At 66.7% G+C, this 25,387-nt stretch carries 24 protein-coding genes; 10 read left to right on the forward strand and 14 right to left on the reverse strand.

The features are described 5' to 3' along the window. Positions 1 to 68: 68 nt before the first annotated feature. On the forward strand, positions 69 to 2,855 hold the full coding sequence (locus C1926_RS19380) for a TonB-dependent receptor (RefSeq protein ID WP_254057424.1): 2,787 nt from the start codon (positions 69 to 71) through the stop codon (positions 2,853 to 2,855). A gap of 214 nt (positions 2,856 to 3,069) precedes the next feature. On the opposite strand, the gene fhuE is transcribed toward C1926_RS19380, so the two are convergent. From fhuE to C1926_RS19395, 3 genes are all read right to left on the reverse strand, one after another. Continuing rightward, the gene (fhuE, locus tag C1926_RS19385; RefSeq protein ID WP_108760327.1) at positions 3,070 to 5,232 is read right to left on the reverse strand and encodes a ferric-rhodotorulic acid/ferric-coprogen receptor FhuE; all 2,163 of its coding nucleotides are present in this window, start codon (positions 5,230 to 5,232) and stop codon (positions 3,070 to 3,072) included. Positions 5,233 to 5,450: 218 nt separating this feature from the next. Next, positions 5,451 to 6,002 (reverse strand): M23 family metallopeptidase, encoded by a 552-nt coding sequence (locus tag C1926_RS19390; protein ID WP_108760328.1) that lies wholly within the window; start codon positions 6,000 to 6,002, stop codon positions 5,451 to 5,453. 137 nt (positions 6,003 to 6,139) lie between these two features. Beyond that, positions 6,140 to 6,622 carry an Lrp/AsnC family transcriptional regulator gene (locus tag C1926_RS19395; protein ID WP_108760329.1) on the reverse strand — a complete coding sequence of 161 codons (483 nt, stop codon included), beginning with the start codon at positions 6,620 to 6,622 and terminating at the stop codon, positions 6,140 to 6,142. A gap of 72 nt (positions 6,623 to 6,694) precedes the next feature. Here C1926_RS19395 and C1926_RS19400 point away from each other — a divergent pair, with 72 nt between their 5' ends. Further along, positions 6,695 to 7,570 carry an EamA family transporter gene (locus C1926_RS19400; RefSeq protein ID WP_108760330.1) on the forward strand — a complete coding sequence of 292 codons (876 nt, stop codon included), beginning with the start codon at positions 6,695 to 6,697 and terminating at the stop codon, positions 7,568 to 7,570. 106 nt (positions 7,571 to 7,676) lie between these two features. Here the strand turns inward: C1926_RS19400 and C1926_RS19405 are convergent, their stop codons facing one another. The 4 genes from C1926_RS19405 to C1926_RS19420 form a co-directional block, all read right to left on the reverse strand. After that, a complete protein-coding gene (locus tag C1926_RS19405; RefSeq protein ID WP_174208737.1) occupies positions 7,677 to 8,414 on the reverse strand; it encodes an endonuclease/exonuclease/phosphatase family protein in 738 nt (245 codons plus the stop codon). A 54-nt stretch (positions 8,415 to 8,468) separates the two neighbouring features. Further along, on the reverse strand, positions 8,469 to 9,299 hold the full coding sequence (locus C1926_RS19410) for a thiol:disulfide interchange protein DsbA/DsbL (protein WP_108760331.1): 831 nt from the start codon (positions 9,297 to 9,299) through the stop codon (positions 8,469 to 8,471). A gap of 106 nt (positions 9,300 to 9,405) precedes the next feature. Further along, positions 9,406 to 10,050, reverse strand: a complete 645-nt coding sequence (locus tag C1926_RS19415) for a thiol:disulfide interchange protein DsbA/DsbL (protein WP_079223321.1) — start codon at positions 10,048 to 10,050, stop codon at positions 9,406 to 9,408. A 106-nt stretch (positions 10,051 to 10,156) separates the two neighbouring features. Then, a complete protein-coding gene (locus tag C1926_RS19420; RefSeq protein WP_108760332.1) occupies positions 10,157 to 10,957 on the reverse strand; it encodes a c-type cytochrome in 801 nt (266 codons plus the stop codon). A gap of 157 nt (positions 10,958 to 11,114) precedes the next feature. Between C1926_RS19420 and yihA the strand changes: the two genes are divergently transcribed. Next, positions 11,115 to 11,717, forward strand: a complete 603-nt coding sequence (yihA, locus tag C1926_RS19425) for a ribosome biogenesis GTP-binding protein YihA/YsxC (RefSeq protein WP_108760333.1) — start codon at positions 11,115 to 11,117, stop codon at positions 11,715 to 11,717. 98 nt (positions 11,718 to 11,815) lie between these two features. On the opposite strand, the gene C1926_RS19430 is transcribed toward yihA, so the two are convergent. The 3 genes from C1926_RS19430 to C1926_RS19440 form a co-directional block, all read right to left on the reverse strand. Then, positions 11,816 to 12,790, reverse strand: a complete 975-nt coding sequence (locus tag C1926_RS19430) for an MBL fold metallo-hydrolase (protein WP_108760334.1) — start codon at positions 12,788 to 12,790, stop codon at positions 11,816 to 11,818. A 729-nt stretch (positions 12,791 to 13,519) separates the two neighbouring features. Continuing rightward, positions 13,520 to 14,344 carry a helix-turn-helix transcriptional regulator gene (locus tag C1926_RS19435; RefSeq protein WP_108760335.1) on the reverse strand — a complete coding sequence of 275 codons (825 nt, stop codon included), beginning with the start codon at positions 14,342 to 14,344 and terminating at the stop codon, positions 13,520 to 13,522. After that, positions 14,341 to 15,045: a VIT family protein gene (locus tag C1926_RS19440; protein ID WP_108747358.1), complete on the reverse strand. Its 705-nt coding sequence runs from the start codon at positions 15,043 to 15,045 to the stop codon at positions 14,341 to 14,343. The genes C1926_RS19435 and C1926_RS19440 overlap by 4 nt, the downstream gene beginning before the upstream one ends. 151 nt (positions 15,046 to 15,196) lie before the next feature. On the opposite strand from C1926_RS19440, the gene C1926_RS19445 reads away from it, so the two are divergent. Both C1926_RS19445 and C1926_RS19450 read left to right on the forward strand, forming a co-directional pair. Further along, positions 15,197 to 16,561, forward strand: a complete 1,365-nt coding sequence (locus C1926_RS19445; protein WP_108760336.1) for a glutamate--cysteine ligase — start codon at positions 15,197 to 15,199, stop codon at positions 16,559 to 16,561. A gap of 48 nt (positions 16,562 to 16,609) precedes the next feature. Further along, positions 16,610 to 17,017, forward strand: coding sequence for a hypothetical protein (locus C1926_RS19450; RefSeq protein ID WP_159095161.1), 408 nt, complete (start codon positions 16,610 to 16,612; stop codon positions 17,015 to 17,017). An 87-nt stretch (positions 17,018 to 17,104) separates the two neighbouring features. Here the strand turns inward: C1926_RS19450 and C1926_RS19455 are convergent, their stop codons facing one another. Beyond that, a complete protein-coding gene (locus tag C1926_RS19455) occupies positions 17,105 to 18,157 on the reverse strand; it encodes an NAD(P)-dependent alcohol dehydrogenase (protein ID WP_108760338.1) in 1,053 nt (350 codons plus the stop codon). A gap of 107 nt (positions 18,158 to 18,264) precedes the next feature. Between C1926_RS19455 and C1926_RS19460 the strand changes: the two genes are divergently transcribed. Further along, entirely contained in the window at positions 18,265 to 19,149 is an 885-nt protein-coding gene (locus tag C1926_RS19460) for a LysR family transcriptional regulator (RefSeq protein WP_108760339.1), read from the forward strand. Between the two features lie 116 nt (positions 19,150 to 19,265). Here C1926_RS19460 and C1926_RS21630 read toward each other — a convergent pair whose 3' ends face one another. Together C1926_RS21630 and C1926_RS19470 are read right to left on the reverse strand one after the other, a co-directional pair. After that, positions 19,266 to 20,162 carry a hypothetical protein gene (locus C1926_RS21630; protein WP_159095162.1) on the reverse strand — a complete coding sequence of 299 codons (897 nt, stop codon included), beginning with the start codon at positions 20,160 to 20,162 and terminating at the stop codon, positions 19,266 to 19,268. A 241-nt stretch (positions 20,163 to 20,403) separates the two neighbouring features. Further along, entirely contained in the window at positions 20,404 to 20,820 is a 417-nt protein-coding gene (locus tag C1926_RS19470; RefSeq protein ID WP_108760341.1) for a VOC family protein, read from the reverse strand. 115 nt (positions 20,821 to 20,935) lie between these two features. Between C1926_RS19470 and C1926_RS19475 the strand changes: the two genes are divergently transcribed. Further along, positions 20,936 to 21,613 carry an SMI1/KNR4 family protein gene (locus C1926_RS19475; RefSeq protein ID WP_108760342.1) on the forward strand — a complete coding sequence of 226 codons (678 nt, stop codon included), beginning with the start codon at positions 20,936 to 20,938 and terminating at the stop codon, positions 21,611 to 21,613. A gap of 100 nt (positions 21,614 to 21,713) precedes the next feature. On the opposite strand, the gene C1926_RS19480 is transcribed toward C1926_RS19475, so the two are convergent. Continuing rightward, positions 21,714 to 22,817: an alkene reductase gene (locus C1926_RS19480; protein WP_108760768.1), complete on the reverse strand. Its 1,104-nt coding sequence runs from the start codon at positions 22,815 to 22,817 to the stop codon at positions 21,714 to 21,716. Between the two features lie 128 nt (positions 22,818 to 22,945). Between C1926_RS19480 and C1926_RS19485 the strand changes: the two genes are divergently transcribed. The 3 genes from C1926_RS19485 (at position 22,946) to C1926_RS19495 (ending at position 25,379) form a co-directional block, all read left to right on the forward strand. Further along, positions 22,946 to 23,854 carry a LysR family transcriptional regulator gene (locus tag C1926_RS19485; RefSeq protein ID WP_108760343.1) on the forward strand — a complete coding sequence of 303 codons (909 nt, stop codon included), beginning with the start codon at positions 22,946 to 22,948 and terminating at the stop codon, positions 23,852 to 23,854. 81 nt (positions 23,855 to 23,935) lie between these two features. Beyond that, a complete protein-coding gene (locus tag C1926_RS19490; protein ID WP_079223297.1) occupies positions 23,936 to 24,211 on the forward strand; it encodes a metal/formaldehyde-sensitive transcriptional repressor in 276 nt (91 codons plus the stop codon). A gap of 58 nt (positions 24,212 to 24,269) precedes the next feature. Then, the gene (locus C1926_RS19495; protein ID WP_079223296.1) at positions 24,270 to 25,379 is read left to right on the forward strand and encodes an S-(hydroxymethyl)glutathione dehydrogenase/class III alcohol dehydrogenase; all 1,110 of its coding nucleotides are present in this window, start codon (positions 24,270 to 24,272) and stop codon (positions 25,377 to 25,379) included. Positions 25,380 to 25,387 lie beyond the last annotated feature (8 nt).

The following is a 25,387-nucleotide window of genomic DNA, read 5'->3' on the forward strand; positions in this document are numbered from 1 at the left end:
ACCTGCATTACCGCCCCTTGGCGGTCGCTGTTGCGCTGTGCGTGACGGCCCTGGCACCGCTGGGGGCAATGGCCCAGACGGCCACCACCCTCGATGCCGTCGAAGTCACCGGCACGCGTATCAAGCGCGCTGAAGTGGAAGGCCAGGTGCCGATCCAGACGTTGAGCCGTGGCGACATCGAGCGCACGGGCCTGAGCTCGATCGGCGAAGTGCTGCAGCAGCTCACCGGTTCGGGCTCGGCGTTGAACGCCAAGTTCAATTCGTCCGGCAACTTCGGCTTCCCGCCGGATGGCAGCGGTGTCGGCGCGGGTTCGGCACAGGTCGACCTGCGCCACCTGGGCGCCAAGCGCGTACTGGTGCTGGTCGACGGCATCCGCTGGGTCAATGAATCATCGGCCTCCGGTGTGGGCGCGGCCACCGACCTGAACACCATTCCGCTGGCGATCGTTGAACGCATCGAAGTGCTGGAAGACGGTGCGTCGTCGCTGTACGGCTCCGATGCGATCGCCGGCGTGGTCAACATCATCACCCGGCGCGATTTCGATGGCGGGCAGGTGACCCTGAACTACGGTGAGTACAGCAAGGGCGATGGCACGCAGAAGGGCGTGGACCTGGCCTGGGGCACCAGCGGCGAGCGCTACAGCCTGTTCCTCGGCGCCAGCTGGACCCGGCAGGACGCGGTGTACGCACGCGACCGCGAGCAGTCGCGCTTTCCCATTCCCGGTACGGGCCTGGCCTTCGGCAGCGGTGGCATCCCGCAGGGGCGTTTCGCCTTCGTCGATCCCAACACCGGCGCCGAACAGGACATCGTGCCCAACACCGGCGTGAGCAACCCGCGCTATGACGGCAGTGCCGGCTGCAACCGCAGCGATGACTACCACTGCTTCACCAGTGCCGATCGCTTCAACTTCGCCGAATACAACATGGTGCTGACCCCGTCCGAGCGCAAAGGCGTGTTCGGCCAGTTCCGCTTCGACATCACCGACGACGTGCAGTGGTACGTCAAAGCGCTGGGCAACCGCCGCGAATCGACCAACCAGGCGGGCCCGGAACCGCTGTTCTTCGGCCCTGACGGCGCCACCGGCAATCCGTTGGCCGACAACATCGTGGTGTCGGCGCTGAACCCGTACAACCCGTTCGGCTTCGACCTGGCGTCCGGCGACAACATGACCCTGATCGGCCGTCGCCCGGTGGAGGGCGGCGCGCGCGTGTTCGAGCAGGAGGTCAACACGACCTACTTCGCCACCGGCCTGGTGGGCAGTTTCCAGGCGGCGAACCGCAGCTGGTACTGGGACGTCAACGGCATGTACAGCAAGAACAAGGCCGAGCAGACCAACTACGGCAGCTACAACATCTACAACGTGAACCTGGCGCTGGGTGATCCGGCACTGTGCGCGGCAACCCCCGGCTGCGTGCCGCTGAACATCTTCGGCGGCGTCGGCTCGATCACCCCGGACATGCTGCGCTGGATCCAGCCGGTGGTGCGCGACCGCAGCCAGAACGAGCTGAGCCTGGTCACCGCCAACCTGTCCAGTGATCTGTTCACGCTGCCGGCCGGCCCGGTCTCCTTCGCCACCGGCCTGGAGCACCGCCGCTATGAAGGCTGGTACCAGCCGGATCCGCTGACGGTGATCGGCCATTACAACGGCGTGCCCTCGCAGCCGACGTCCGGTTCGTACGACGTCAACGAGGCCTACGTGGAGCTGAGCATCCCGATCTTCGCCGACTCGTCGCTGGGCAAGAAGCTGGACCTGAGCCTGGCGGGGCGCTACTCGGACTACTCCACCTTCGGTGGCGAGTTCACCCCCAAGTACGGCCTGCGCTGGCAGGTGACCGATGACTTCGTGCTGCGCACGACCTACGCCGAGGGCTTCCGTGCGCCGTCCATCGGCGAGCTGTACGGTTCGGCCGCGCGTGCGGACCTGCAGCTGTTCGATCCCTGCTCGGTGGGCCTGGGCGGCACCGCACCGCGCGGCAACCCTGCCAACTGCGCCGCGCTGGGCGTGCCGACCGGCTTCCAGCAGGCCAACTCGCAGATCTCGGTGACCACCGGCGGCAACCGTGAACTGGAGCCGGAGCGTTCGCGCAGCTTCAGCGCCGGCTTCGTGTGGAGCCCGTGGTTCGGCAATGACACCTCGTGGTCCGAGCGCTTCGACGTGGAGGTGACCTTCTATCGCCACAACATCGACGGCGCGATCCAGGCGATCAACGCACAGACCCAGCTGGACCTGTGCGTGGATACGCTGGACCCGATCTACTGTGATGGCATCACCCGCGCCAGCACCGGTGCGGTCAGCAGCTTCAACAACCGCCTGACCAACCTGGGTTCGATCAAGACCGATGGCTGGGACGTGGACATGTTCTGGACGCTGCCGCAGAGCGACATCGGCCAGTTCAAGCTGGGCTGGAAGAACACGTTCGTCGGCCGCTACGAGGCCACGGGTGCGGCCGGCCAGCGGCAGCCGCAGAAGCCGGGCGTGGAAGTGGCCGACAGCTCGATTCCGGAATGGACCAGCAACGCCAGCATTGGCTGGACGCTGGACAACTGGAGTGCCAACTGGACGGTGCGCCACATCTCCGAGCTGACCGAAGACTGCGGTGATGCGGTGGCCTTCCCGGTGTGCAGCAACCAGACCGCCGGTACCAACACGCTGTCCGCCACCACCTACCACGATGTGCAGGTGGGCTACAAAATCAACTGGATGAAGGGGCTGCAGCTGACCGCGGGCCTGAACAACGTGTTCGACAAGGATCCGCCGATCTGCCTGTCGTGCTCGTTGAACGGCTACGACGCCTCGACCTATGACATTCCGCGTGGCCGCTACTGGTACATGCGCGCGGACCTGCGGTTCTAGGCTGACAGGCAGGTGCCAGGGAACGGCACCTGCGTTTCACTGGTAGCGCCGGGCCATGCCCGGCGGCTTTTCGCTGTTCTGTAGAGCCGAACGATGCTCGGCTGCTCCACGCCCTTGTAGAGCCGAGCCATGCTCGGCTGCATTGGTCGAACGCCAGTCGAGCAAGCTCGACTCTACAAGGCACGGCGCCGGGGGTTGCCCGGCGCCCTCTGCATCAGAACGACCAGGTGAAGGTCAGCGAGCCATTGCGGCCGTCGCCGAACGCACCGTAGCCGTTGATCTGCGAGTAGTACTTCTTGTCCAGCAGGTTGTTCAGGTTGGCCTGCACGCTGAACTCCGGCGAGATGCGGTAGCGCACGAAGGCGCTGACCAGCGCGTAGCCGTCCTGTTCGATGCGGCCGTATGCAGGTACCGCGTAATAGATGCGGTTCTGCCAGTTGGCACCGCCACCCACGGTCAATGCGGTCAGCGACTGCGGGGTGTAGCTGGTGAACAGCTTCAGCGTGGTCTGCGGCAGGTTGGTGTTGATGTCCGCGTCATTGATGTCCTTGGCCACGTAGCGCGATGCACCGAAGGTCGCGTTCCAGCCCGGTGCCAGTTCGCCGTTCAGCTCGAACTCGAAGCCGCGGCTGACCGTGCCGCGTGCGGCGATGTAGGCCGTTTCGCCGCCGGTTCCGCCGATCACCGGTTCGCCGGTCGACTGGCCGACGTTGTCCTGCTCGATGCGGAACACGGCCACCGAGGCATTGAGGCGGTTGTCGAACCAGGCACCCTTCACGCCCACTTCGTAGCTCTTGCCGTCGACCGGATCGAGGTAGCTGCCGTTGCGGTCCTTCAGCATCTGCGGCTGGAAGATTTCGGTGTACGAAGCGTAGGTCGAGTAGGTGTCATTGATGTCGAACACCAGGCCGGCATACGGCGTGGTCACCTTGTGCGAACGATCGGCGCCTTCGCCTTCGCTCTTCCAGTCGGTGTAGCGCGCACCGATGATCAGCTTCAGCGGATCGGCCAGCGACAGGCGTGTGGCGGCATAGCCGGCCTTCTGGGTGATGGTGCCTTCGCTGGCCAGGCTGAGCGGGTTCCAGTTCGGTTCGCTGATGTTGCCGGTCCAGTTCAGGTAGCTGGAGAAGGGATCCCAGGCAAGGCCGGCACCGCCGACCTGGTAGTCGCCGTAGTTGGCGTAGTCGCGCTTGTTGTAGCTCAGGCCCGCCATGAACTGGTGTTCGCGGCCGAACAGCTGGAACGGACCGTCAACGAAGCCATCGATCGCGTCGACCTTGCGTTCGGTGTTGTAGAAGCCGGCCGACGGCGAGATGCCCGCACCAGTGTTCTTGTCAAAGAACGAGGCGCCGGTAACCCAGTCGTTGTAGGCCGGGTAGAACAGCTTGTCGTCGGCCTTGGTCTCGTCATGCGTTGCGCCGATCTTGAACTTCCAGCCGTTGGCGAAGCCGTGCTCCAGGGTGGCGAAGGCGCGCTTGCTGGTGGTGTCCCAGTAGGTCCAGTTCGGGCTGGCATTGAACGATTCGTCGTAGCCGGTGCTGGTGCCATCGGAGAACAGCATCGGGAAGCCGCCCCAGGTCGCGCCGTTGGCGCGCTTCTGCTGGTAGTCGTAGCCCACGCTCAGCTGCGTATCGGGGGTCAGGTCGGCATCGATGACCATGTAGCCCAGCGTCTTGTGCTGGTTGTAGCGGTCCATCTGCGCATCGGTGTCCAGGTAGCTGCCGATGACACGACCGCGCACGGTGCCGCTGGCATTCAGTGCGCTGCCCACGTCCACGGTGGTGCGGGTGCGGCCCCAGCTGCCGACGTTGACCGAGACGCTGCCGGCCAGCTCGGCGCTGTCGGCGTGCTTGCGGATCAGGTTCACCGACGCCGACGGGTTGCCGGCGCCGCTGAGCAGGCCGGTGGCGCCACGCACCACTTCCACGCGGTCGTACAGGGCCAGGTCCAGGCCGGAATCGCCGTAGCTCCAGTTCTGCACCATCTGCGTCGGCAGGCCATCGAACTGGTAGCTGTCGATGTAGAAACCGCGTGCATAGAACTCGGTGCGCTCGGTATCGGACTGGGTGCTGCTCACGCCGGTGGTGTTGCCCAGCACGTCGATGATGTCGTCGAGGTTCTGGTCCTCGATGCGCTGGTGGCTGATGATGCTGATCGACTGCGGGATCTCACGCGGGGCGAGGTCGAAGCGGGTGCCGGCCGAGGTCTTGCGCACCGAGTAGCCTTCGGCGCGCTCACCCTTCACCACCACCTTGTCGAGCGTGGTCGGGTCGGCGGCGGTTTCAGCGAAGGCGGCGGGCGCGGCGGCCAGGCACAGGGCGGAGAGCATCGCCGCGGACAGGCGATGCGGCAGCAGGGCAGGGGTCGAACGGATCATTGGGTTTCCTGGACGGGCACGTGCGTGCGTCCGACCGGCTTCCCGGATGGTCTGGCGCCGCGGCTGGTGGGGGTCTCACGCCGCTGGCGGGGCCCTGCGCTGCAGGGCGGTGGCTGGGCAATGCGAGGAGGGCGAACCATCCTGGCTGCCCGGAAAACGCAAATATGGTAATGCGAATTGTTTCTATTTACAAATGACGCAGGGCGCGTATGGCGGCGTCAACGCAGCAGCGGCAACGGGTCGCGGGCGCCGTCCGTGCCGTAGATGCCCCAGTGCAGGTGCGGCGGCGTGCCCTTGGCATTGCCACTGTCGCCCACGTAGCCCAGCAGCTGGCCGGCCTGCACCACCTGGCCTCGCGCCAGGCCCTCGGCCCAGTCTTCCAGGTGCGCGTAGTAGTAACGCTCACGGCCGGGCCCGATCACCCATACCTGGCGCCCGCCCAGCCCGCTTTCGCGCACATCGGCGATGACGCCCACCGTGGCACTGCGCACCGGCGTGCCGCGCTTGCCGAAGATGTCGATGCCGGCGTGGGTGCGGTCACGGCCGCGGGGCGCGCCGAAGGTGTCGGCGATCTGCCTGGGCCGCACGCCGTCTACCGGTACCGGCAGTTCAGTGGCCACAGGCATGCGTCCCAGTGTCCACAGCATCTTCGGTGCCGCCGCCCAGGGGCTGTTGCACAGGGACAGCGCGGCGATGCCGGCGATCAGCAGCAGCGTGGCGCGCAGCAGCCAGCGGCGCAGGCGTCGGGCAGGGGAGGGCGGTGTGCTCATGGTTTCCGGATGTAGAGTCGAGCTTGCTCGACTGGCGGCAATGTAGAGTCGAGCCATGCTCGACTGCATGGAAAAGCAGTCGAGCATGGCTCGACTCTACAACGGCACAGGCAACAGCAGTCGAGCATGGCTCGACTCTACACAACCGGTGGCATCGGGACCGAGAAGCTGCGCTTCAACGTGCCCAGCGCCACCGAGGTGCGGAAGCGCTCGATGTTGTCGTCGCCGCCGAACAGTCGCTCGGTGATCGCTTCGTACTCTTCCATCGAGGCCGCCGAAAGCAGCAGCAGGAAATCGCCGTCGCCGGTGATCGAGTAGCACTGCTGCACGGCCGGGTCATCCTGCACGCGGCGGCGGAACGGGGCGACCTTCTCGCGCTGCTCGCTCACCACACGTACCTCGACGATGATCGTGAGCGGGCGCCCGACCCTGGCCGCGTCGAGCACAGCCACGTTGGCGGAAATCACGCCGCTGTCCTGCAGTCGCTTGATGCGCCGCTGCACGGCGGGCGTGGACAGGTGCACGGCCTCGGCAATCTGCCGCTGCGGCAGGGCGTTGTCCCGCTGCAGCAGGTCGAGGATGGCGTGGTCGAAGCTGTCCAGCACGGGGGCGGTGGCCATGGCGAGCAGAAATTGCGCGGACGGGCCCTCAATTGAGCCAAGTGCTCGCCGCCAGCGCAATAGACTGGGCGCATGCAGACTTCCCGATTCGCGCCGATGTTGCCGGCGCTGGCGGTGCTCGGCTCGGTTACCGCGCTGGCCATCGGCACTTCCTATGCCAAACACCTGTTCCCCCTGGTCGGCGCGCAGGGCACCAGCGCGTTGCGCGTGGGCTTCTCGGCCCTGTTGCTGCTGCTGTTCTGGCGGCCGTGGCGCTGGAAAACCAGCCGCGTGGATGCGATGACCATCCTCCGCTACGGGCTGACCCTGGGCCTGATGAACCTGCTGTTCTACATGGCCATCCGCACCATTCCCTTCGGCATCGCCGTGGCCATCGAGTTCACCGGCCCGTTGACGGTGGCGATGCTGTCCTCGCGGCGGCCGATCGACTTCCTCTGGGTAGGCTGTGCGCTGGTTGGCCTGTTGCTGCTGCTGCCGCTGGGCGGCGGGCCGGCGTTGGATCCTGCCGGCGTGCTCTACGCCATGGGCGCCGCAGCGTGTTGGGGTCTGTACATCGTCTTCGGCAAGCGCGCCGGCCACCTGCATGCCGGCCATACGGTTTCGCTGGGGCTGCTGGCCGCGTCACTGGTGGTGGTGCCGGTGGGCGTGGCCCACGCCGGCATGGCGCTGCTGGAGCCGAAGATCCTGCTGGCGGGCCTGCTGGTGGCGCTGGTGTCCAGCGCGATCCCGATGTCGCTGGAAATGATGGCGCTCAAGCGCCTGCCCAAAGAAACCTTCGGCATCCTGATCAGCATGGAACCGGCGGTGGCCGCGCTGTGGGCGATGCTGTTGCTGCACGAGCAGCTGGCCGGCGTTCAGTGGCTGGCAATCGGCTGCACGGTGGTGGCTTCGGTAGGCAGCACGATGACCGCGCGGCGGTTGAGAACGCCGGTGGTGCAGGCGGGGTAGCGCCGGGGTGTGCCCGTCGGAGAGCGTGCGGACCAACGGTCCGCACCCACCAGAACGGTAGGTGCGCACCCACCGCGCCAACCAAGGTTGGCACCTACCAAACGGGTCAGCGCAGGGCGTCGGCGGGAACGTCGATGGCCATGGCCAGGGCCAGGTGATCGGAGAACGCGGCCGGGACGGCTTCCACGCTGCGGGTCTGCAGGTTGCTGCTGACCAGGATGTGGTCGATGGCCCGGTCCGGGCGCCAGCTGGGGAAGGTCGGCACCACGCAGCCCGGCGGCTGCAGCCGGGTCTTCTGGTACAGCACCTGCATTTCCGGGCGCTCGGCCAGGCAGTTGAAATCGCCCATCAGCACGGCGTTGGGATGGTCGGACAGCAGCTCGGCGATGAAGCCGAGCTGGGACATCCGCGAACCCGCACCCAGTGACAGGTGGGCCACCGCCACGGCCAGGCCGTCCTCGCCATCGCCGAACTTGGCCAGCAGTACGCCGCGCCCGCCGATACGGCCGGGCAAGGCGTGGTCCTGTACTTCCACCGGTTCCAGCTTGCTCAGCAGGCCGTTGGCGCTGGACGCCACCCCGCCCATGCGCCGGTTCGGCTGGTGGCTCCAGTAGTTGAAGCCGGCGCGCTGGGCCAGGTAGTGGGTCTGGTTGGTGAAGCCCGACCGCAGGCTGCCCGGGTCGGCCTCCTGCAGGCCGACGATGTCATGGCCGCGCGCCAGGGTGGCGATCGCGTCCAGGCTGCTGCGCTTGCGTCCCGCCGGCAGCGCATGTGACCAGCTGCGGGTCACATAGTCGCTGTAGCGGCGGGTGCTCGAGCCGGCCTGGATGTTGGCCGTCAGCAAGCGCAGGGTCCGTGTGTGGGGGGAAGTCACGGCCGGCAATGCTTTCTCTCGGGATCAGTGCGCCTGGGCCGCACCGCGTTCGCGGGCGATCAGGTGGTCGGCGATGCGCAGCATGTCCGGGAAGGTCTTGCCCTTCACCAGGTACTTGCCGTTGATGATGATCGACGGGGTGCCGCTGATCTGGCTGCGCTGGGCGAACTGCTTGGCCGAGTTGGTCTTGGCATTCACCGCGAAGCTGCCCATGGTGGCGGCGAACTGCTTCGGATCCACGCCGTAGCCGGCGTAGAACTTGGCGATGTCGTCGACCGAGTCGGCGCCGCGCTCACCCTTCAGGGTCTGCTGCGAGTGGATGGCGGCGTACAGCGCCTCGTGGGTCTTCTCCTGCACGCCCAGGGTCTGCGCGGCGTAGAAGGCACGGGCGTAGTTGTCCCAGGTGCCGCCGAACATGGCCGGCACGTAGACGAAGTTCACGTCGCTGGGCAGGCCGGCCTTCCACGGGCCGACCAGCGGCTGGAAGGCGGCGCAGGCCGGGCAGACGTAACCGAAGATCTCGACCACTTCGACCTTGCCGGCAGCCGGCTGGAACGGCTGGCCGTTGCTGATCAGCTGGTAGTCGGCGCCTTCCACCGGGGCCGGGCCGGTCAGCGCGGTGGTGGTCGGGGCCGGGGCCGCAGCGGTGTCGGTGGCGGCCGGGGCAGCGCCTTCGGCGCCGGCAGCGGGCTCGGCGGCGGGGGTCGCGGCAGGCTCGGCGGCAGGCTCGGCGGCAGCCGGGGTCGCGGCCGGTTCAGCCGGAGCGGTGGTGTTGGTGGTGCCATCGTCGGCCTTGCAGGCCGCCAGGATCGGCAGCAGGGCTGCAAGTGCGAAAGCAGCGATACGGGTCTTCATTGAAACGTCTCCAGCATCTGGAAAGGTGGGGCCGGCGGCGGGCGCCGGCCAGGGGGAAATGATGACATGCGGCGGCGACAGCGCCGTGTCGATGGTCGGGATTGGTTCAGCGGCGGGCGCGGGCTTCGGAAATCAGCTTGGACGCGATGCGCAGCTGGTCCTCGAAGCTGTTGCCACGCACCAGGTACTGGCCGTTGATGATGATGGCCGGCGTGCCCGGGACCTGGGTGCGCTGGGCGAAGGCACGGGCCTCGGCGACCTTCTTCTGCACCGCATCGCCACGCAGGGCCTGCTTGTAGCGGTCGGCGCTCACGCCATAGGCGCTGTAGAAGGTGGCGAGCTCATCGGCCGAGACGTTCTGCATCGGCAGCGAACCCTGCTCGTGCAGGGCCTTGAACACGGCGGCGTGGCTGCGCTTGGCCACGCCCACTTCATCGGCGGCGTAATAGGCCAGGGCCCAGGCATCCCAGGCACCGCCGAAGGCGGCCGGGACCGGGGTGAAGCGCACGTCGGCCGGCAGCTTGGCGGCCCAGGCTTCCAGCTGCGGCTCGAAATGGGCGCAATGCGGGCAGGTGTAGCCGAAGACTTCAACGACTTCGATCTTGCCGGCCAGGGGCTGGAACGGGCCGGACTTGGCGATGCGTTCGTAGTCTTTGCCTTCAACCAGCGGGGCATTGGCGGGGGTGGCGGCGTAAGCGGCCAGCGGCAGCATCACCAGCAGGGACAGCAGAAGGCGGGGAATCAACCTCATCGACACGCATCTCCATTGAAAATAACAACGCCGGCGCAGCCGCCGGCGTGAAGGAAACATACCGCAGCCGCGGGCCGCCGTGGCGACCCGGGCCGACCAGTGGCGGTCAGGGGGCGGCGGCCGGTTGCGTGGCGGCGGCTTCGGCGGCGATGTCATCGGCCTTGTTGTGCAGGCCCTGCAGGTAGCTGGAGAGGGCCTGGACTTCCTGTTCGCTGAGCTTCTGGGCTACCGCGGCCATGATCTGGAAGTGCGCCTTGTCGGTCTCGTTGGTCTGGCCGGCCTGGTATTCCTGCAGGCGGCGAGCGACATAGCTGGTGTGCTGGCCGCCGATGTGCGGATAGGCCGGGCCGGGGTTGCCGGCGCCGCTGGGGCCGTGGCAGGCCATGCAGGCCGGCAGGCCGCGCGTGGCGTCGCCGCCGCGGTACAGCTGCTGGCCGATCTCGTAGAACTTCATGCCCTTGTAGGGGCCATCGGTCACGGCCGTATCGTCGGCGATGCCGGCGGTGGCCTTCTGGGTGGCGAAGAACGCGCCGATATCGCGCATGTCCTGCGGGGTGAGGTTCTGCACGAAGGGCACCATCGCCACCGATGCGCCGGAACTGCGCTGGCCGTTGGCGATGAGGGCCATCTGCTGGGCCACGTAGCGCTCGCTCTGGCCGGCGATGGACGGGTACATCTCCACCGTGGAATTGCCGTCGGCCCCGTGGCAGGCCGCGCAGGCCGAGGCCTTGGTCTGGCCGGCCTTGGCGTCGCCCCAGGTGGTCTTGCTGAAATCGACCTCCAGCGAGGCCGTGCGGATCGGCCCGTTGTCCGGCAGCGGGGTCAGCGTGGTCTGCGCGAAGGCAGCAGCGGCAACGACGACGGCAGTGGCAAGAGCGGATACGGCAAGAACGCGAGCGTGGCGCATGCTAAAGCTCCGTATGGACCGGGCCGGGCGGTGGCCGCCGGCATCGCCCGGATTATCAACGCCGTTTCCGCGCACGGTCAACGCAGCAGTGCAGCATTTTCCCGGCCAGCGGCGCCGGGAACGGGCGCGCGGCGCCGCAACATGCGATCCTAGGCACATGTCATTGCTCATCGAACGCGCCCGTTACCACCTCTCGGCCCATAACGTGCGGCAGCTGCCGCCCGATGAAGGGGCCGAAGTGGCTTTCGCCGGCCGCTCCAACGCCGGCAAGTCCAGCGCCCTCAACGCGCTGACCCGGCAGAACTCCCTGGCCCGTGTGTCCAAGACCCCCGGCCGCACCCAGCAGCTGGTGTTCTTCCAGATCACCCCGGAAGCGCACCTGGTCGACCTGCCCGGTTACGGCTACGCCAAGGTGCCGCTGGACCTGCAGGCGCACTGGCAGGCCTTCATCGACCGGTACTTCCGCACCCGCGAAGCCCTGAAGGGCCTGGTGGTGGTGATGGACATCCGCCACCCGCTGAAGGACTACGACCGGCAGATGCTGTCCTACGCCGTGCAGCGTGGCATGCCCGCGCACGCGCTGCTGACCAAGGCCGACAAGCTCAGCCGCAGCCAGCAGATGCAGACCCTGCAGAAGGTGCGCAAGGACCTGCATTCGGCCTACGGCGACAGCGTCAGCGTGCAGGTGTTCTCCGGTGAAGACCGCACCGGCGTGGATGAAGCCCGCGGCGTGATCGGCGGCTGGCTGGGGCTGGCGTAAGGCGTCTGCTGGTCGCCCGGCTGGCAGCCGGGCGCTACCGACCTGCCTTCTGGTAGTGCCGGCGGCTGGCCGGCAACGGCACCATGCCCGGCGGCACTTCATTTCAACGGCGAATACTCCGCCGGCACCCACGCATAGGCCTCGCCCTCGCGGCGCACGTGGCCCAGACCGGGGAACGGCAGGTGGGCACCGGCCACCCACCAGCCCTGGGCGGTGGCCTCCTCAAGCAGGGCGCGACGGCTGGCGATGGCCGCCTTGCGGTCGGCATCGGCCTCGAAGGCCGCTTCCGGGTGTGCGAACTGCACCGCGTGGAAGTGCAGCACATCTCCCCACACCAGCAATGACTGGCCCTGGCTGTCGAACCGGTAGGAGACATGGCCGGGGGTATGGCCGTGGCTGTCCATCGCCACCGCGCCACCGGGCAGGGCATCGCCGGGGCTGAAGGTGCGCAGGTGACCGCTGGCCTGATACGGCGCCACTGCGTTGCGCGCCAGCGGGAAGGCGAAGCGCACGCCCTGCGGCGCCCGGGCTTCGCTGGCCGGGTCCAGCCAGTAATCGGCATCGGCCCTGGACAGCCACACGGTGGCATTGGGGTAAGCCGGCTGGCCCTGCGCATCCAGCACGCCGCACATATGGTCCGGGTGGGCGTGGGTGAGCAGCACGTCGTCCACCTCGGTCGGGTCCACGCCTGCCGCGCGCAGGTTGCCCAGCACCTGGCCCAGGCCGGGACCGAAGCACTGTGCGGTGCCGGTGTCGACCAGGGTGAGGTGGTTGCCCTGGCGGACCAGGAAAGCGTTGACCGCGGTCTGCAGGCCTTTGCTGTCTTCCGGCACATAGCGACCATCGAGCAGGCGGGTGACCAGGGTGGGCGCGACACCAACCACTTCCTGCCGTCCCAGCGCGACCACGCCATCGAACAGGGCGGTGACCTGCAGGGTGCCGACGCGCTGGTGGTAGACGCCCGGCACCTGTTGGGCGGGGGGCGGCGAGGTGGCTTCGGCCATGGCAGCCAGCGGCAGGGAGGACAGTGCCAGCAGCAGCGCGGCGTGCAGGGGCATGTGATGGAGGTTCATGAGGGGCTCGGCAAGGCGGGGGATTCCGTTGCCGTGCAGCGTGCCGGGTGGCGCGTGCGCGATGCGCTCAAACCACTGCGTGGAATGCTCAGGGGGGGTGTGTGCGGCAGGGCTTGCAGCCCTGCACCCGCAGAAGCAACGTCAACTGCCGAAGCAACGGCAGAAGCTGGTCTCCTGAGGGTAGGCGGGGTGGGTCCGGTGGCAGGGGACGCCGTAAACCCATCCATGGGGGCTTGGTCGCGGCATCCATGCCGCTCACACCCCTGCCACCGGACCCACCCCGCCTTCGACAGTTGGCCGCGATCTGCCAGAGCTCGGGGTCGGATCCCGTTGCTGCGCAACGGGCTCTGACCCCAGAAGGATTTCGATATCTGAGAGATGTGTCGACCAAGGTCGACACCTACCAAAAGCCGCCGTTACCAGTAGATCCACGCCATGCGTGGATGAATTCATTCGATATCTGACAGATGTGCCGACCAACGGTCGGCACCCACCCTCAGCAGTTGGCACCAACAGCACCGGCCAACTGTCAGAGGTGGGGCGGTGTGGGTGGGCAGGACCGTTGGCGCCATGGATGGCGCCATCGAGCCCCCATGGACGGGTTTACGGCGTGTCCTGACCACCCACACCGCCCCGCCATCCCACGGAATGCCGCTCCGGCTTTTGACGTTGACGTTGCTCTGGCTCGCAGCAGGTGCAGGGCTGCAAGCCCTGCCAGACAACCCCACCCTAGATGTCTGTCGGAGCCAACCCGTACCGCTCGGCGAAGCGCTTGCTGAAACTCGCCGCCGACCGATACCCCGCGCGTGCGGCCACCGTCTTCAGTGGCAGGTCCGTCGTGTACAGCAGCGTCATGCCATGTGCCAACCGCGCTTCGGTCAGCAACTGCCGCAGGCTGGTGCGCTCGGCCGCCAGGCGACGGCGCAGGGTCGCGCCGCTCAGCGCGAACTGGTCTTCAACGTCGCGCGACTGCCAGTCACGCGCCGGCTCGGCCGCGATGCGGTCGCGGATCTGTTCGCCCAGGCTCGGTGCCTGCGGCAGCAGCAGGTTGCCGTGGCCCTGCCGGCACCACGCCAGTACCAGCTCGGCCAGGGCCAGCCGTGCGTCGCTGTAATGCCCATCCTGCAGCGCCTGGCGCCAGCGCCGCAGCACCGCGCCGTGGTCGTCCAGGCGTGGCTGTGCGATCGCATCGCCAGCGGCCGGCAACGCTTCGCTCCACAACGTGCGCGCCGCGCCCAGCACTTCCGCACACAACGGCACGATGGCACTGAGGTAACGGCCGGTGCCCGCATCGGGCGTGTTGACCACATCGATCCGGCAGCGCTGGGTGAACAACAGCATGTCGCCGGCGTGCACGGTCAGCGACTGGTGCGCGGTGCGTACCTGCTTGCTGCCTTCCAGCAGGATCACGAACTGCGGTTGTGGAATGTCCACCGAGCTGGCGCCGTGTTCGCGGCGCGCGGTGATGCAGGCATAGCCTTCGGCGCGGTCGCAGCCGGCCAGGCTGGCCATCTCCGCCAGCAGGGCGACGGCCGGTGGCAGCATCGCGGTCATGACAGGTGGGCTCCCAGCAGTCTGCCAATGCCGGCGGCGGCAGCCATTGCCAGCGCGCCCCAGAACATCACCCGCACGGCACCGCGCACCGGCGGCGCACCACCGGCACGGGCGGCCATCGCGCCGGTCAGGCACAGGCCGAGCAGGGTGCTGGCGGTGGTGGCCACGGTGACCTGCGCCGCGCTGGAGAACAGGGCGGTCAGCACCGGCAGCGCGGCGCCGCAGGTGAAGGCGCCGGCCGAGGCGAGGGCGGCCTGCAGCGGACGCGCGCGCAGGGTGTCGGTAATGCCGAGTTCGTCGCGCGCGTGCGCGCCCAGCGCGTCGTGTGCGGTCAGCTGTTCGGCCACCTGCCGGGCCAGTGCCGGCTCCAGGCCGCGATGGCGGTAGATCGCGGTCAGCTCGTCCAGTTCGCTGTGCGGGTCTTCGTGCAGTTCGCGCATTTCCACGGCCAGGTCGGCCGCTTCGGTGTCGGCCTGGGTCTGCACCGACACGTATTCGCCGGCGGCCATCGACATGGCACCGGCGACGGTGCCGGCCACGCCGGTGGCCAGGATCGTGCTGGCCGAGGCGCCGCTGGCGGCCACGCCCACCACCAGGCCGGCCACCGAGACGATGCCGTCATTGGCTCCCAGTACGGCGGCGCGCAGCCAGCCCACGCGATCGGCGCGGTGCAGTTCCGGGTGTCGTGAATGGCGGCTCATGGCCTGAGTGTACGGGGGTCAAGAGGTCGTCGGTAGGATGCTGAAACCCGTCACCGTCGCATGCTGCGAAGGGCCGCCACGCTATAGTGCGCCCTTGCGATGGAAGGCTCCCAGCCCCACATCCCCTGCCACTGTCCAGCGAGTCCTCCCCTTGTCGAGTCCCAGCCACGTCGCCGATACGCCCATTACCGACCGCTCGGAGCTGGTCGAGGTGCTTGCCTCCGGCGAAAAGCCCCGTGCGCAGTGGCGCATCGGTACCGAACACGAGAAGTTCGGGTTCCGCCTGGACGACCTGCGCCCGCCGACCTTCGAAGGCGAGCGTGGCATCGAAGCCCTGCTCAACGGCCTGACCCGCTTCGGCTGGGAGCCGGTGCAGGAGAACGGCAACACCATCGCCCTGCTGCGTGACAACGCCTCGGTGACGCTGGAGCCGGCCGGCCAGCTGGAGCTGTCCGGCGCGGCGCTGGAAACCATCCACCAGACCTGCGTGGAAACCGGCACCCACTTGAATGAAGTGGCACAGGTGGCCGGCGAACTGCAGCTGGGCTTCCTCGGCATGGGCTTCCAGCCGAAGTGGCGCCGCGATGAAATGCCGTGGATGCCCAAGGGCCGCTACAAGATCATGCGTTCGTACATGCCCAAGGTCGGTTCGCTGGGCTTGGACATGATGACCCGCACGTCCACCGTGCAGGTGAACCTGGATTACGCCACCGAAGCGGACATGGTGAAGAAGTTCCGCGTGTCGCTGGCGCTGCAGCCGATCGCCACCGCGCTGTTCGCCGATTCGCCGTTCACCGAAGGCAAGCCGAACGGCTACCTGAGCTACCGCTCGCACATCTGGACCGACACCGACGCCGACCGCACCGGCATGCTCGACTTCGTGTTCGAGGATGGCTTCGGTTACGAGCGCTATGTCGACTACCTGCTCGACGTGCCGATGTATTTCTCCTACCGCGATGGCATCTACCACGACGCCAGCGGGCAGAGCTTCCGTGATTTCATGCAGGGCAAGCTGCCGGTGCTGCCCGGTGCGCTGCCGACGCTGCGCGACTGGTCGGACCACATGACCACCGCCTTCCCGGAAGTGCGCCTGAAGAAGTACCTGGAAATGCGCGGTGCCGACGGTGGCCCGTGGAGCCGTCTGTGTGCACTGCCGGCGTTCTGGGTGGGCCTGCTGTACGACGACACCGCGCTGGATGCCGCCTGGGACCTGGTGCGTGATTTCAGCCTGGCCGAGCGCCACGCACTGCGTGACGGCGTACCGAAGCATGCCATGGGCCTGCCGTTCCGCAACGGCACCGTGCGCGACCTGGCCCGCGAAGCGGTGAAGATCTCCGTGGAAGGCCTCAAGCGCCGCGGTGCGCGCAATGCCGATGGCCAGGACGAAAGCAAGTTCCTGGACGTGCTGCAGGAAATCGTCGAGTCGGGCCTGACCCCGGCCGAGCGCAAGCTGGCGCTGTTCCATGGCCGCTGGCATGGCGACGTGGACCCGGTGTTCCGCGAGTTTGCTTATTGATCGTGTTGCGTGGCCGCCGGGCATGGCCCGGCGCTACCGGCCCTTGCCATGAGCCAGTTCATCTTGTTCGAGCAGAATCCTGCCGCAGAGGGAACAGGGCGGGATGAAATGGCGCCAGCGCGGAACAGTGACTTCCTGGCTGAAGTTGCCGACCTCTACTTCCCTGGGGCGGAACAGGTAGTCAGTTGCGCCGCAGTTGCCGGGGATGGCAGTGATCTGATCAACGACGTCTACCTGCGCATCAGATCCAACTCAGATGTGGAAAGCTCGCGTATCGCCCGGCTGGTGAAGCGTGCGTTCGGGATGAACATCGGGTTCGTGTTCTGGGCTGGATCGGACTACAGGGATCTACCCGCCATAGGGTCCTATGCGGACTTTCTGCAGGCGCTGGCGGAGCAGGCTGAGCAACAGCCCGTTGACGTCTTCATGAAATGGATTCCGCATCGTGTCGGTTGATTTGACTGGGCTGACCGTGTCAGCCGGCTGTGCGCCATGAAAAAACCCCGGCATTGCCGGGGTTTTTTCGTTCCATGACTGTGGCGATCAGGCCTTGATGGTGGCCATGTCGATCACGAAGCGGTAGCGCACATCGTTCTTCGCCATGCGCTCCCAGGCCTGGTTCACGTCCTTGATGTTGATCACTTCAACATCGCTGACGATGCCGTGCTCGGCACAGAAGTCCATCATTTCCTGGGTTTCGGCCATGCCGCCGATCGCAGAACCGGTGACGTGCTTGCGGCCGAAGATGACCGTGCCGCCCATCAGCGGCGGGTCCAGTTCGGTGATGACGCCGACCAGGCACATGGTGGCATCGCGCTTGAGCAGGCTCATGTACGGGTTGGTGTCATGGCTGACCGGCACCGTGTTGAGCAGGAAGTCGAAGCTGTTGGCGTGGGCCTTCATCTGTTCGGCGTCGCGCGAGACCAGCACTTCGTCGGCGCCCAGGCGCTTGGCGTCGGCACCCTTTTCCGGGGTGGTGGTGATCATCACCACGGTGGCGCCCATCGCCTTGGCGAACTTCACGCCCATGTGGCCGAGGCCACCCAGGCCGATCACGCCCACCTTCTGGCCCGGGCCGACCTTCCAGTGGCGCAGCGGCGAGTAGGTGGTGATGCCGGCGCACAGCAGCGGTGCGGCGGCCTTCAGGTCCAGCTTCTCGGACACCTTCACCACGAAGCGCTGCTCGACCACGATGTGGTCGGAGTAGCCGCCCATGGTCAGCTCGCCGGTGTTGCGGTCGTGGCTGTTGTAGGTGTAGGTCGGGCCCTTTTCGCAGTACTGCTCCAGGTCGTGGTTGCAGGCATCGCAATGGCGGCAGGAATCGACCATGCAGCCGACGCCGGCGAAATCGCCGACCTTCAGGGTGGTGACGGACGGACCGACCTCGACCACGCGGCCGATGATCTCGTGGCCGGGCACCATCGGGTATTCGGCGCCGCCCCAATCGTCGCGGGCCTGGTGCAGGTCGGAATGGCAGATGCCGCTGTACAGCACTTCGATGCGGATGTCGTTGGCGCCGACGGCGCGGCGTTCGAAGGTGAAGGGCTCAAGCGGGGCGGTGTTGGTGCGTACCGCATAACCATGGGCGAGGGACATGGGGAATCCTTGGCGGGGTTTGTCGAAAGGCGCTTTACAATACGCCCCTCGTACCGGCCTACAAAGCCCGGATATCGGCATGATTCATCAAGGCAGACTGCACAATCATGGCCACTGACAATCTTTCGCACCTGGCGGCCTTTGCTGCGGTGGCGCGCCATCGCAGCTTCCGCAAGGCTGGCGGCGAGCTGACCTTGTCGACCTCGGCGGTGAGCTATGCGATCCGCGCGCTGGAAGAGCGGCTGGGGGTGGGCCTGTTCCACCGCACCACCCGCAGCGTGGCCCTGACCGAGGCCGGGCAGCGCCTGCTGGACCGGCTGCAGCCGGCGCTGGGCCAGGTGCATGACGCGCTGGAAGAAATGAACCAGTTCAGGGACAGCCCGACCGGCCTGCTGCGCATCAATGCGGCCCGCTCGGCGGTGCCGAACCAGCTTGGCCCGCGGCTGACCCGCTTCCTGCGCGCGCACCCGGACGTGCGCCTGGAGTTGACCGAGAACGACGGGCTGGTGGACATCGTGGCCGAAGGTTTTGATGCCGGCGTGCGCCTGCACGAGTTCGTGCCCGAGGACATGGTGGCGGTGCCGTTGGGGCCGGCGCTGCACGGCATGATCGTGGCCTCGCCGGAGTACCTGCGCCGGCACCCGGCGCCGCAGCATCCGCGCGACCTGCTGCAGCACGAATGCATCCGTTTCCGCTTCGCCAGCGGGCACCTGTACAAGTGGCAGTTCGACCGCGATGGGCAGTCGCTGGAAATCGATGTGCGCGGGCGGCTGACGCTGAGCGAGCAGACCACCATCATCCGCGCGGTACTTGATGGGTTCGGCCTGGCCTACGTGCTGGAAGATGCCGCGCGCCCGCACCTCGAGGCCGGGACGATGGTGGCGGTGCTGCAGGACTGGAGCGAACCGTTTCCCGGCTTCGTGCTGTATTACCCGAAGCAGCGGCAGATGGCCTCGGCGCTGCGTGCATTCGTGGACATGCTGCGGGAGTGATGCCGTGCCGACCAACGGTCGGCACCCACCCGCATGCGGCAGGTAGATCCACGCCATGCGTGGATGTCCTCTCGAGAAAATTCCGCACACCTGGAGGTCGAAAAGCACTCGAATTTCTACGGCAGTTCGGAAACCGCTGAGAGGTTTTCCACCATTTTCCGATACATTGCCGTGAGCTGGACAGCCCGGCGGCGGCTTACTTCTGTCTGCAGTCCTGTCAGCAGGTAGTCTTGCCAGCGCGCGTCGAGCATCGTGGCGAAGTGATGAAACAATCGCCACTCATCGTTCGCATTCGGCACTCCGCACTTGGACAGATGGTCCACCACTGCGTTCAGGTCGTCATTGGGATGGCACCTATTCAACTTTCCAATCCTGGGATGCGCCGAGTTCCGATGGCAGAGCGCATGAAAATAGGTGTACGCGAAGTCGCGCGCCGATTCGCGGATATCCCAGCTCCACAACTCGCCTTCAAAACAGCTTGCATGCATGTACTCCGTCAGTGACAGACGATGCTGACGCAGGTCCTGGAGGTCTGCGGTGTGATCACCCGTGTGCCGTTCGCTTGCGAAGCCTCTGAGAATGCACCAGTAGAGAAAGAAGGCTGCGGCTTGATCCACGTGTTTCCATCTGGATGAATTTCCATCCCGTTCGAGGCGGTCATTTCCAACGGCATCGTGGCCAGGCATCGAGTAACGGTGCATCTGTGCAAGCTTGATCTGCCAGCGGCGAGGTGTGCTGGGGAGAACAAGGATGCAACCTGGATGGTCCGTGAGCTTTGCAGCTGTACGCGCTGGTATATCTTCCGCAATTAGTCGAGGAGTCGCTTGAAAAAGATCCGAAGCGAGAGCATCTGGAGAAAGTTGCAACGGCAGATTGTCGACTGTTGTCGGATCGAACCAGATCGAATCGATCCAGCAAACAAAGTCTGTTCCAGATCTGCGCGGCGGGTAGTACTGCGGAGCCAGTATCTCGTGCGTCCAGGCAATCTCAAGACCGGTTGCGCCGTGGGACATGACTCCGCTGGAATTCGAGCACTTCAATGAAGTTGGTCGGGGTGGTTTTGCCCCTATCCGGTTGGCTGTGGACAAGACAGCATTGCAATCGATGCGTTGTCCGAGGAGTTCGCAGAGTTCGATAAATGAGAAACGCATGAGGAATGCAGGAGTCAAAGCGCCAATGGTTGGCTGGCAGGGTCGGCAATTCAATGCGAATAGTTGCAAATTTTCCTGCGCCGATTTTGGGCTGATTTCCCGTTCACTCCACCAGCGCGTCGTACCCCAACCCGACGAACTGGATCAGGCAGAACCCGTGCCCGAAGGGATCGGCCAGCACCGCCAGCCGTCCCCAGCGACGCTCGCTCACCGGCAGTTCGATCACCGCGCCTGCAGCCACCGCGCGTGACAGTGCGACGTTGATGTCTTCCACCACCCAGTCCAGGTGCAACGGCGTCCAGTGCCGCTCGAAATCGCGCACGTCGCCCTCATCGGTAGCCACGCTGCCGTCTTCGCTCTGCAGCAGGTACAGCGGGGTGGGGCCGCCGAGCAGTTCCAGCGCGCCCGCCCCCAGGCGGCGACCGGCATGCAGGCCGAACGCTGCAACGTAGAACGCTTCGGCAGCGGCCAGGTCGGGTACATCGATGTTGACGATGAAGGTGCGGGCGGGGGAGTCCATGGCAGGGGTCTGCGGAGGCCGGTTGCACGCAGTCTAGACCTGCTGGAGCAGGCTGCGGGTTCATCTGCCGGGTGAATTCAGGCAAGGTAGGTGGCTCCCCATGACAAGGACATCCATGAGCAGATTGAGCGACATCGAACAGGCGACCGGCCAGGCATTCCCGCCGCTGTTCCAGCAGCTGCATGACGCAGGTCGGTTGAGCTGGGGCGGCAGCCACCCGCAGTGGTCCGAAACGGTGTTTCCCACGCTGCAGGACGACCCGCCGGTGCTGCTGTATGCGCAGGAATACGAGCCGCTGGAGCACGACGAGCTGCTCGAGGCGTGGCAGGAGCTCACGGCCGAAGATCACTACAATCCCCTGCGCGCGGACCTGCAGCTGCTGCCGTTCGCACGCACCGGGGCAGGTGACAGCTACTGCTTCTGGACCAATGCCCCCGGCTTTGACGAGCCGCCGGTCGTGCTGGTGTGGCATGACGATGATCGTGCCGATGTACTGGCCGCCAATTACCAGGACTTCGTGTTCCGCAAGATGGTTGAAGCCGTGGCCGAATATGAGCGGCCGTACTCGCTGCTGTCGCATGGTGAGCTGGCCGTGAACCTGCAGCGCTGGTTGCAGAACCACCAGCCGGTTCTGCGCGCCGACCAGTACGCGGCAGTGGCGGCGCTGTTCGCGCGCGAGGGCGAAATCGCTGAAGGCGACATCACCGATGACGACGCGCAGGCGCTGGTACAGCAGGTGATCGGCTTCCCGCGGCTGGACGAGTCGTTCGCCTACGTGCGCGAGGACGCTTGAAGGCATGGGGTCAGATCCGCGCCTGGCGCGGCTCTGACCCCTTCTTCGAACCAGGGGTCAGAGCCCTTTCCCCTGGAAAGGGATCTGACCCCATGCCTGGTCAGACCGCGACCGGGTAATCCAGATAGCCTTCGCGGCCGCCGCCGTAGTAGGTATCGCGATCGGGGGCGGCCAGTGCGATGTCCTGCTGCAGCCGCGCGACCAGGTCCGGGTTGGAGATGAAGGGCTGGCCGAAGGCGGCGATGTCTATGGTGCCTTCATCGACCAGGCGCAGCGCGTACTCACGGGTCATGCCGCCGGCAAGCAGCACGGTGCCGCCGTAGGCCTGCTTGAAGGCCTTCAGGAACGCCTCGCCGATGGCGCGCTCGCCGTGCAGGTAGTTGTCATTGAGATGCACGTAGGCCAGCCCGCGCTTGCCCAGTTCTTCGGCCAGGTACAGGTAGCTGGCCTCGTTCTCGGCATAGGCCGGCATGTCGAAGACCTGGCTGTTCGGCGCCAGGCGCACGCCGACGCGGTGCGCACCGATGCGCGCGGCCATCGCATCCACGGTGTCCAGGATCAGCCGTGCGCGGTTGCGCAGCGACCCGCCGTACAGGTCCTGCCGATCGTTGGTGAGCGGGTTGAGGAACTGCTCGAACAGGTAGCCATTGGCAGCATGCAGTTCGATGCCATCGAAGCCGGCGGCGATGGCATTTTCCGCGCCGCGCACGAAGTCGCTGACGATGCCCGGCACTTCCTCGGTGCGCAGGGCGCGCGGCGGGGTCGGGTCGACGCGGCCGCGGCTGCCATCGTCCAGGTACACGAACGCGAAGTACCTCGGATCGCTGCCCACCGCACGCGTACCGGCGCTGACCGGCTGGCCGCCGTCGGGCTGCAGCGAGCTGTGCGACATGCGGCCGACGTGCCACAGCTGGGCGAAAATGGTGCCCTGCGCCGCATGCACAGCGTCGGTCACCTGTTTCCAGCCCGCCACCTGTGCGTCCGACCAGATGCCGGGCACATCGACGTAGCCCTGGCCCTGCGGCGACACCGGCGTGCCTTCACTGATGATCAGGCCGGCACTGGCGCGCTGCTGGTAATACTCGGCGGTCAGCGCGTTGGCCACGGCGCCGGGGTTGCGCGCGCGGGTCATCGGCGCCATGGCGACGCGGTTGTGCAGCGGGGTTCCCGCCAGGTCGAAGGGGCGGAACAGCAGGTCGGTCATCTCGGTCATCTCGGTGTGGGGGAGGGCGCCCGCGGCGCCATGCACACAGGATGGAGTTGACATCGAGGCACATAAAGAGCTTCGATTTCCCATTTGGCGGGACATGGTGTCCCCAATGGAGGCTGCAGATGCTGCCCGTGGAATCCCTGAACGGCCTGGCGACCTTCGTCACCACGGCCCGTGCCAGCACCTTCACCGAAGCGGCCGAGGCGCTGGGCATCTCGCGCTCGGCGGTGGGCAAGGCCATCGCGCGGCTGGAGGCGCGGCTGGGCGTCCGCCTGTTCCACCGCACCACCCGGCGCATCTCGCTGACCACCGACGGCGAGGCCTACTACGCCTCATGCGCGGCCGCGCTGGATGAGATTTCCGCCGCCGAGGCCTGCCTGGGCTCGGCCGCGCACCTGCCCAGCGGGCGCCTGCGCATCGACATGCCCTCGTCGTTCGGCCGCCTGGTGGTGATGCCGGTACTGCTCAGGCTCTGCCAGCAGTACCCGGACCTGCAGCTGACGGTGACCTTCACCGACCACTTCGTCGACCCGATCGAGGAGGGCATAGACCTGCTGATCCGCTTCGGCGGCCTGCAGCAGGCCGAGCACCTGGTGGCGCGCCGGCTGGGCAGCCAGCGCCTGGTCACCTGTGCGGCGCCGTCCTACCTGCAGGCGCACGGTGTGCCGCGCAACGTGGACGAGCTGCGCCAGCACCGCAGCATCGTCGGCTACCGCCACGGCCAGCCGATGGCATGGCGGATCGGCCCGGACGGGGAGGGTGGCACCTTCATTCCCTCGGCCACCCACCAGCTCAACGATGGCGACGCGGTGATCGACGGTGCCATTGCCGGGCTCGGCATCTGCCAGATGCCGGTCTCGCTGGTGCGGCGGCACCTGCAGTCCGGCGCGCTGCAGTCGGTGCTGGACGACTGCATGCAGCGGCACATCGAGATCCACGCGCTGTGGCCGCCCACCCGCCACCTGCGGCCGAAGGTGCGCTACGTGGTGGATGAGCTGACCCGGCTGGCCAGCACCGGTGCGTTCGACTGAACGCCTTCGATCGCCTGCTGGATTGAGTGCCAGCGCCGCCTGTGTATACTATCCCCCAGTATAGTTCCGCAGGTGGCCGCCATGCCGCATTCCCCCGAAGAGAAGAAGAAGGTCCTGGCCCGCGTGCGCCGTATCCGCGGCCAGTGCGATGCGCTGGACCGTGCGCTGGAGGCGGGTGCCGACTGCGGGCCCGTGCTGCAGCAGATCGCCGCCATCCGTGGCGCGGTCAATGGGCTGATGTCCGAGGTGATGGAAGCCCACCTGCGCGAGGAATTCGGCCAGCCGGCCACATCCGACGAACAACGCGCCGAACGCGTGCGCGAGATGAGCGGGCTGATCCGCTCGTACCTGAAATAAACAACGGCGCAACATAGCGCCGCCCATCCTGTTACTGCCTGTCTTTGGAGAGTCCGCCATGAAATCCCGTGCCGCCGTCGCCTTTGGTCCCGGCCAGCCGCTGCAGATCGTCGAGATCGACGTCGCCCCGCCGAAGGCTGGCGAAGTGCTGGTCAAGATCACCCACACCGGTGTCTGCCACACCGATGCGTTCACCCTGTCCGGCGACGACCCGGAGGGCCTGTTCCCGGTGGTGCTGGGCCATGAAGGCGCCGGCATCGTGGTGGAAGTGGGCGAGGGCGTGACCAGCGTCAAGCCGGGCGACCACGTGATTCCGCTGTACACCGCCGAGTGCGGCGAATGCCTGTTCTGCAAGAGCGGCAAGACCAACCTGTGCGTGTCGGTGCGCGCCACCCAGGGCAAGGGCGTGATGCCCGACGGCACCAGCCGCTTCAGCTACAACGGCGAGCCGATCTACCACTACATGGGTTGCTCGACCTTCAGCGAGTACACCGTGGTGGCCGAAGTCTCGCTGGCCAAGATCAACCCGGACGCGAACCCGGAGCACGTCTGCCTGCTCGGCTGCGGCGTCACCACCGGCATCGGCGCGGTGCACAACACCGCCAAGGTGCAGGAAGGCGACAGCGTGGCCGTGTTCGGCCTCGGCGGCATCGGCCTGGCGGTCATCCAGGGTGCGCGCCAGGCCAAGGCCGGCCGCATCATCGCCGTGGACACCAACCCGTCCAAGTTCGAGCTGGCCCGTGAATTCGGCGCCACCGACTGCATCAACCCGAAGGACTTCGACAAGCCGATCCAGCAGGTCATCGTTGAAATGACCACCTGGGGCGTGGACCACAGCTTCGAGTGCATCGGCAACACCAGCGTGATGCGTGCGGCGCTGGAATGCGCGCACCGTGGCTGGGGCCAGAGCGTGGTGATCGGCGTGGCCGGTGCCGGCCAGGAGATCTCCACCCGTCCGTTCCAGCTGGTCACCGGCCGCAAGTGGATGGGCACCGCCTTCGGCGGCGTGAAGGGCCGCAGCCAGCTGCCGGGCATGGTGGAAGACGCGATGAAGGGCGATATCGAGCTGGCCCCGTTCGTGACCCACACCATGGACCTGGACAAGATCAACGAAGCCTTCGACCTGATGCATGAAGGCAAGTCGATCCGCTCGGTCGTCCATTACTGAGCCTGGGC

Source organism: Stenotrophomonas sp. ZAC14A_NAIMI4_1 (assembly GCF_003086915.1).
Taxonomy (GTDB): domain Bacteria; phylum Pseudomonadota; class Gammaproteobacteria; order Xanthomonadales; family Xanthomonadaceae; genus Stenotrophomonas.

What these genes read in the sequence shown, in the direction of transcription:
- C1926_RS19380 (WP_254057424.1), top strand. Translation starts at nt 69, where the DNA reads ATGGCCCAGACGGCCACCACCCTCGATGCCGTCGAAGTCACCGGCACG.
- fhuE (WP_108760327.1), bottom strand. Translation starts at nt 5,232, where the DNA reads ATGATCCGTTCGACCCCTGCCCTGCTGCCGCATCGCCTGTCCGCGGCG.
- C1926_RS19390 (WP_108760328.1), bottom strand. Translation starts at nt 6,002, where the DNA reads ATGAGCACACCGCCCTCCCCTGCCCGACGCCTGCGCCGCTGGCTGCTG.
- C1926_RS19395 (WP_108760329.1), bottom strand. Translation starts at nt 6,622, where the DNA reads ATGGCCACCGCCCCCGTGCTGGACAGCTTCGACCACGCCATCCTCGAC.
- C1926_RS19400 (WP_108760330.1), top strand. Translation starts at nt 6,695, where the DNA reads ATGCAGACTTCCCGATTCGCGCCGATGTTGCCGGCGCTGGCGGTGCTC.
- C1926_RS19410 (WP_108760331.1), bottom strand. Translation starts at nt 9,299, where the DNA reads ATGAAGACCCGTATCGCTGCTTTCGCACTTGCAGCCCTGCTGCCGATC.
- C1926_RS19415 (WP_079223321.1), bottom strand. Translation starts at nt 10,050, where the DNA reads ATGAGGTTGATTCCCCGCCTTCTGCTGTCCCTGCTGGTGATGCTGCCG.
- C1926_RS19420 (WP_108760332.1), bottom strand. Translation starts at nt 10,957, where the DNA reads ATGCGCCACGCTCGCGTTCTTGCCGTATCCGCTCTTGCCACTGCCGTC.
- yihA (WP_108760333.1), top strand. Translation starts at nt 11,115, where the DNA reads ATGTCATTGCTCATCGAACGCGCCCGTTACCACCTCTCGGCCCATAAC.
- C1926_RS19430 (WP_108760334.1), bottom strand. Translation starts at nt 12,790, where the DNA reads ATGAACCTCCATCACATGCCCCTGCACGCCGCGCTGCTGCTGGCACTG.
- C1926_RS19435 (WP_108760335.1), bottom strand. Translation starts at nt 14,344, where the DNA reads ATGACCGCGATGCTGCCACCGGCCGTCGCCCTGCTGGCGGAGATGGCC.
- C1926_RS19440 (WP_108747358.1), bottom strand. Translation starts at nt 15,045, where the DNA reads ATGAGCCGCCATTCACGACACCCGGAACTGCACCGCGCCGATCGCGTG.
- C1926_RS19450 (WP_159095161.1), top strand. Translation starts at nt 16,610, where the DNA reads ATGAGCCAGTTCATCTTGTTCGAGCAGAATCCTGCCGCAGAGGGAACA.
- C1926_RS19455 (WP_108760338.1), bottom strand. Translation starts at nt 18,157, where the DNA reads ATGTCCCTCGCCCATGGTTATGCGGTACGCACCAACACCGCCCCGCTT.
- C1926_RS19460 (WP_108760339.1), top strand. Translation starts at nt 18,265, where the DNA reads ATGGCCACTGACAATCTTTCGCACCTGGCGGCCTTTGCTGCGGTGGCG.
- C1926_RS21630 (WP_159095162.1), bottom strand. Translation starts at nt 20,162, where the DNA reads ATGTCCCACGGCGCAACCGGTCTTGAGATTGCCTGGACGCACGAGATA.
- C1926_RS19470 (WP_108760341.1), bottom strand. Translation starts at nt 20,820, where the DNA reads ATGGACTCCCCCGCCCGCACCTTCATCGTCAACATCGATGTACCCGAC.
- C1926_RS19475 (WP_108760342.1), top strand. Translation starts at nt 20,936, where the DNA reads ATGAGCAGATTGAGCGACATCGAACAGGCGACCGGCCAGGCATTCCCG.
- C1926_RS19480 (WP_108760768.1), bottom strand. Translation starts at nt 22,817, where the DNA reads ATGACCGACCTGCTGTTCCGCCCCTTCGACCTGGCGGGAACCCCGCTG.
- C1926_RS19485 (WP_108760343.1), top strand. Translation starts at nt 22,946, where the DNA reads ATGCTGCCCGTGGAATCCCTGAACGGCCTGGCGACCTTCGTCACCACG.
- C1926_RS19490 (WP_079223297.1), top strand. Translation starts at nt 23,936, where the DNA reads ATGCCGCATTCCCCCGAAGAGAAGAAGAAGGTCCTGGCCCGCGTGCGC.
- C1926_RS19495 (WP_079223296.1), top strand. Translation starts at nt 24,270, where the DNA reads ATGAAATCCCGTGCCGCCGTCGCCTTTGGTCCCGGCCAGCCGCTGCAG.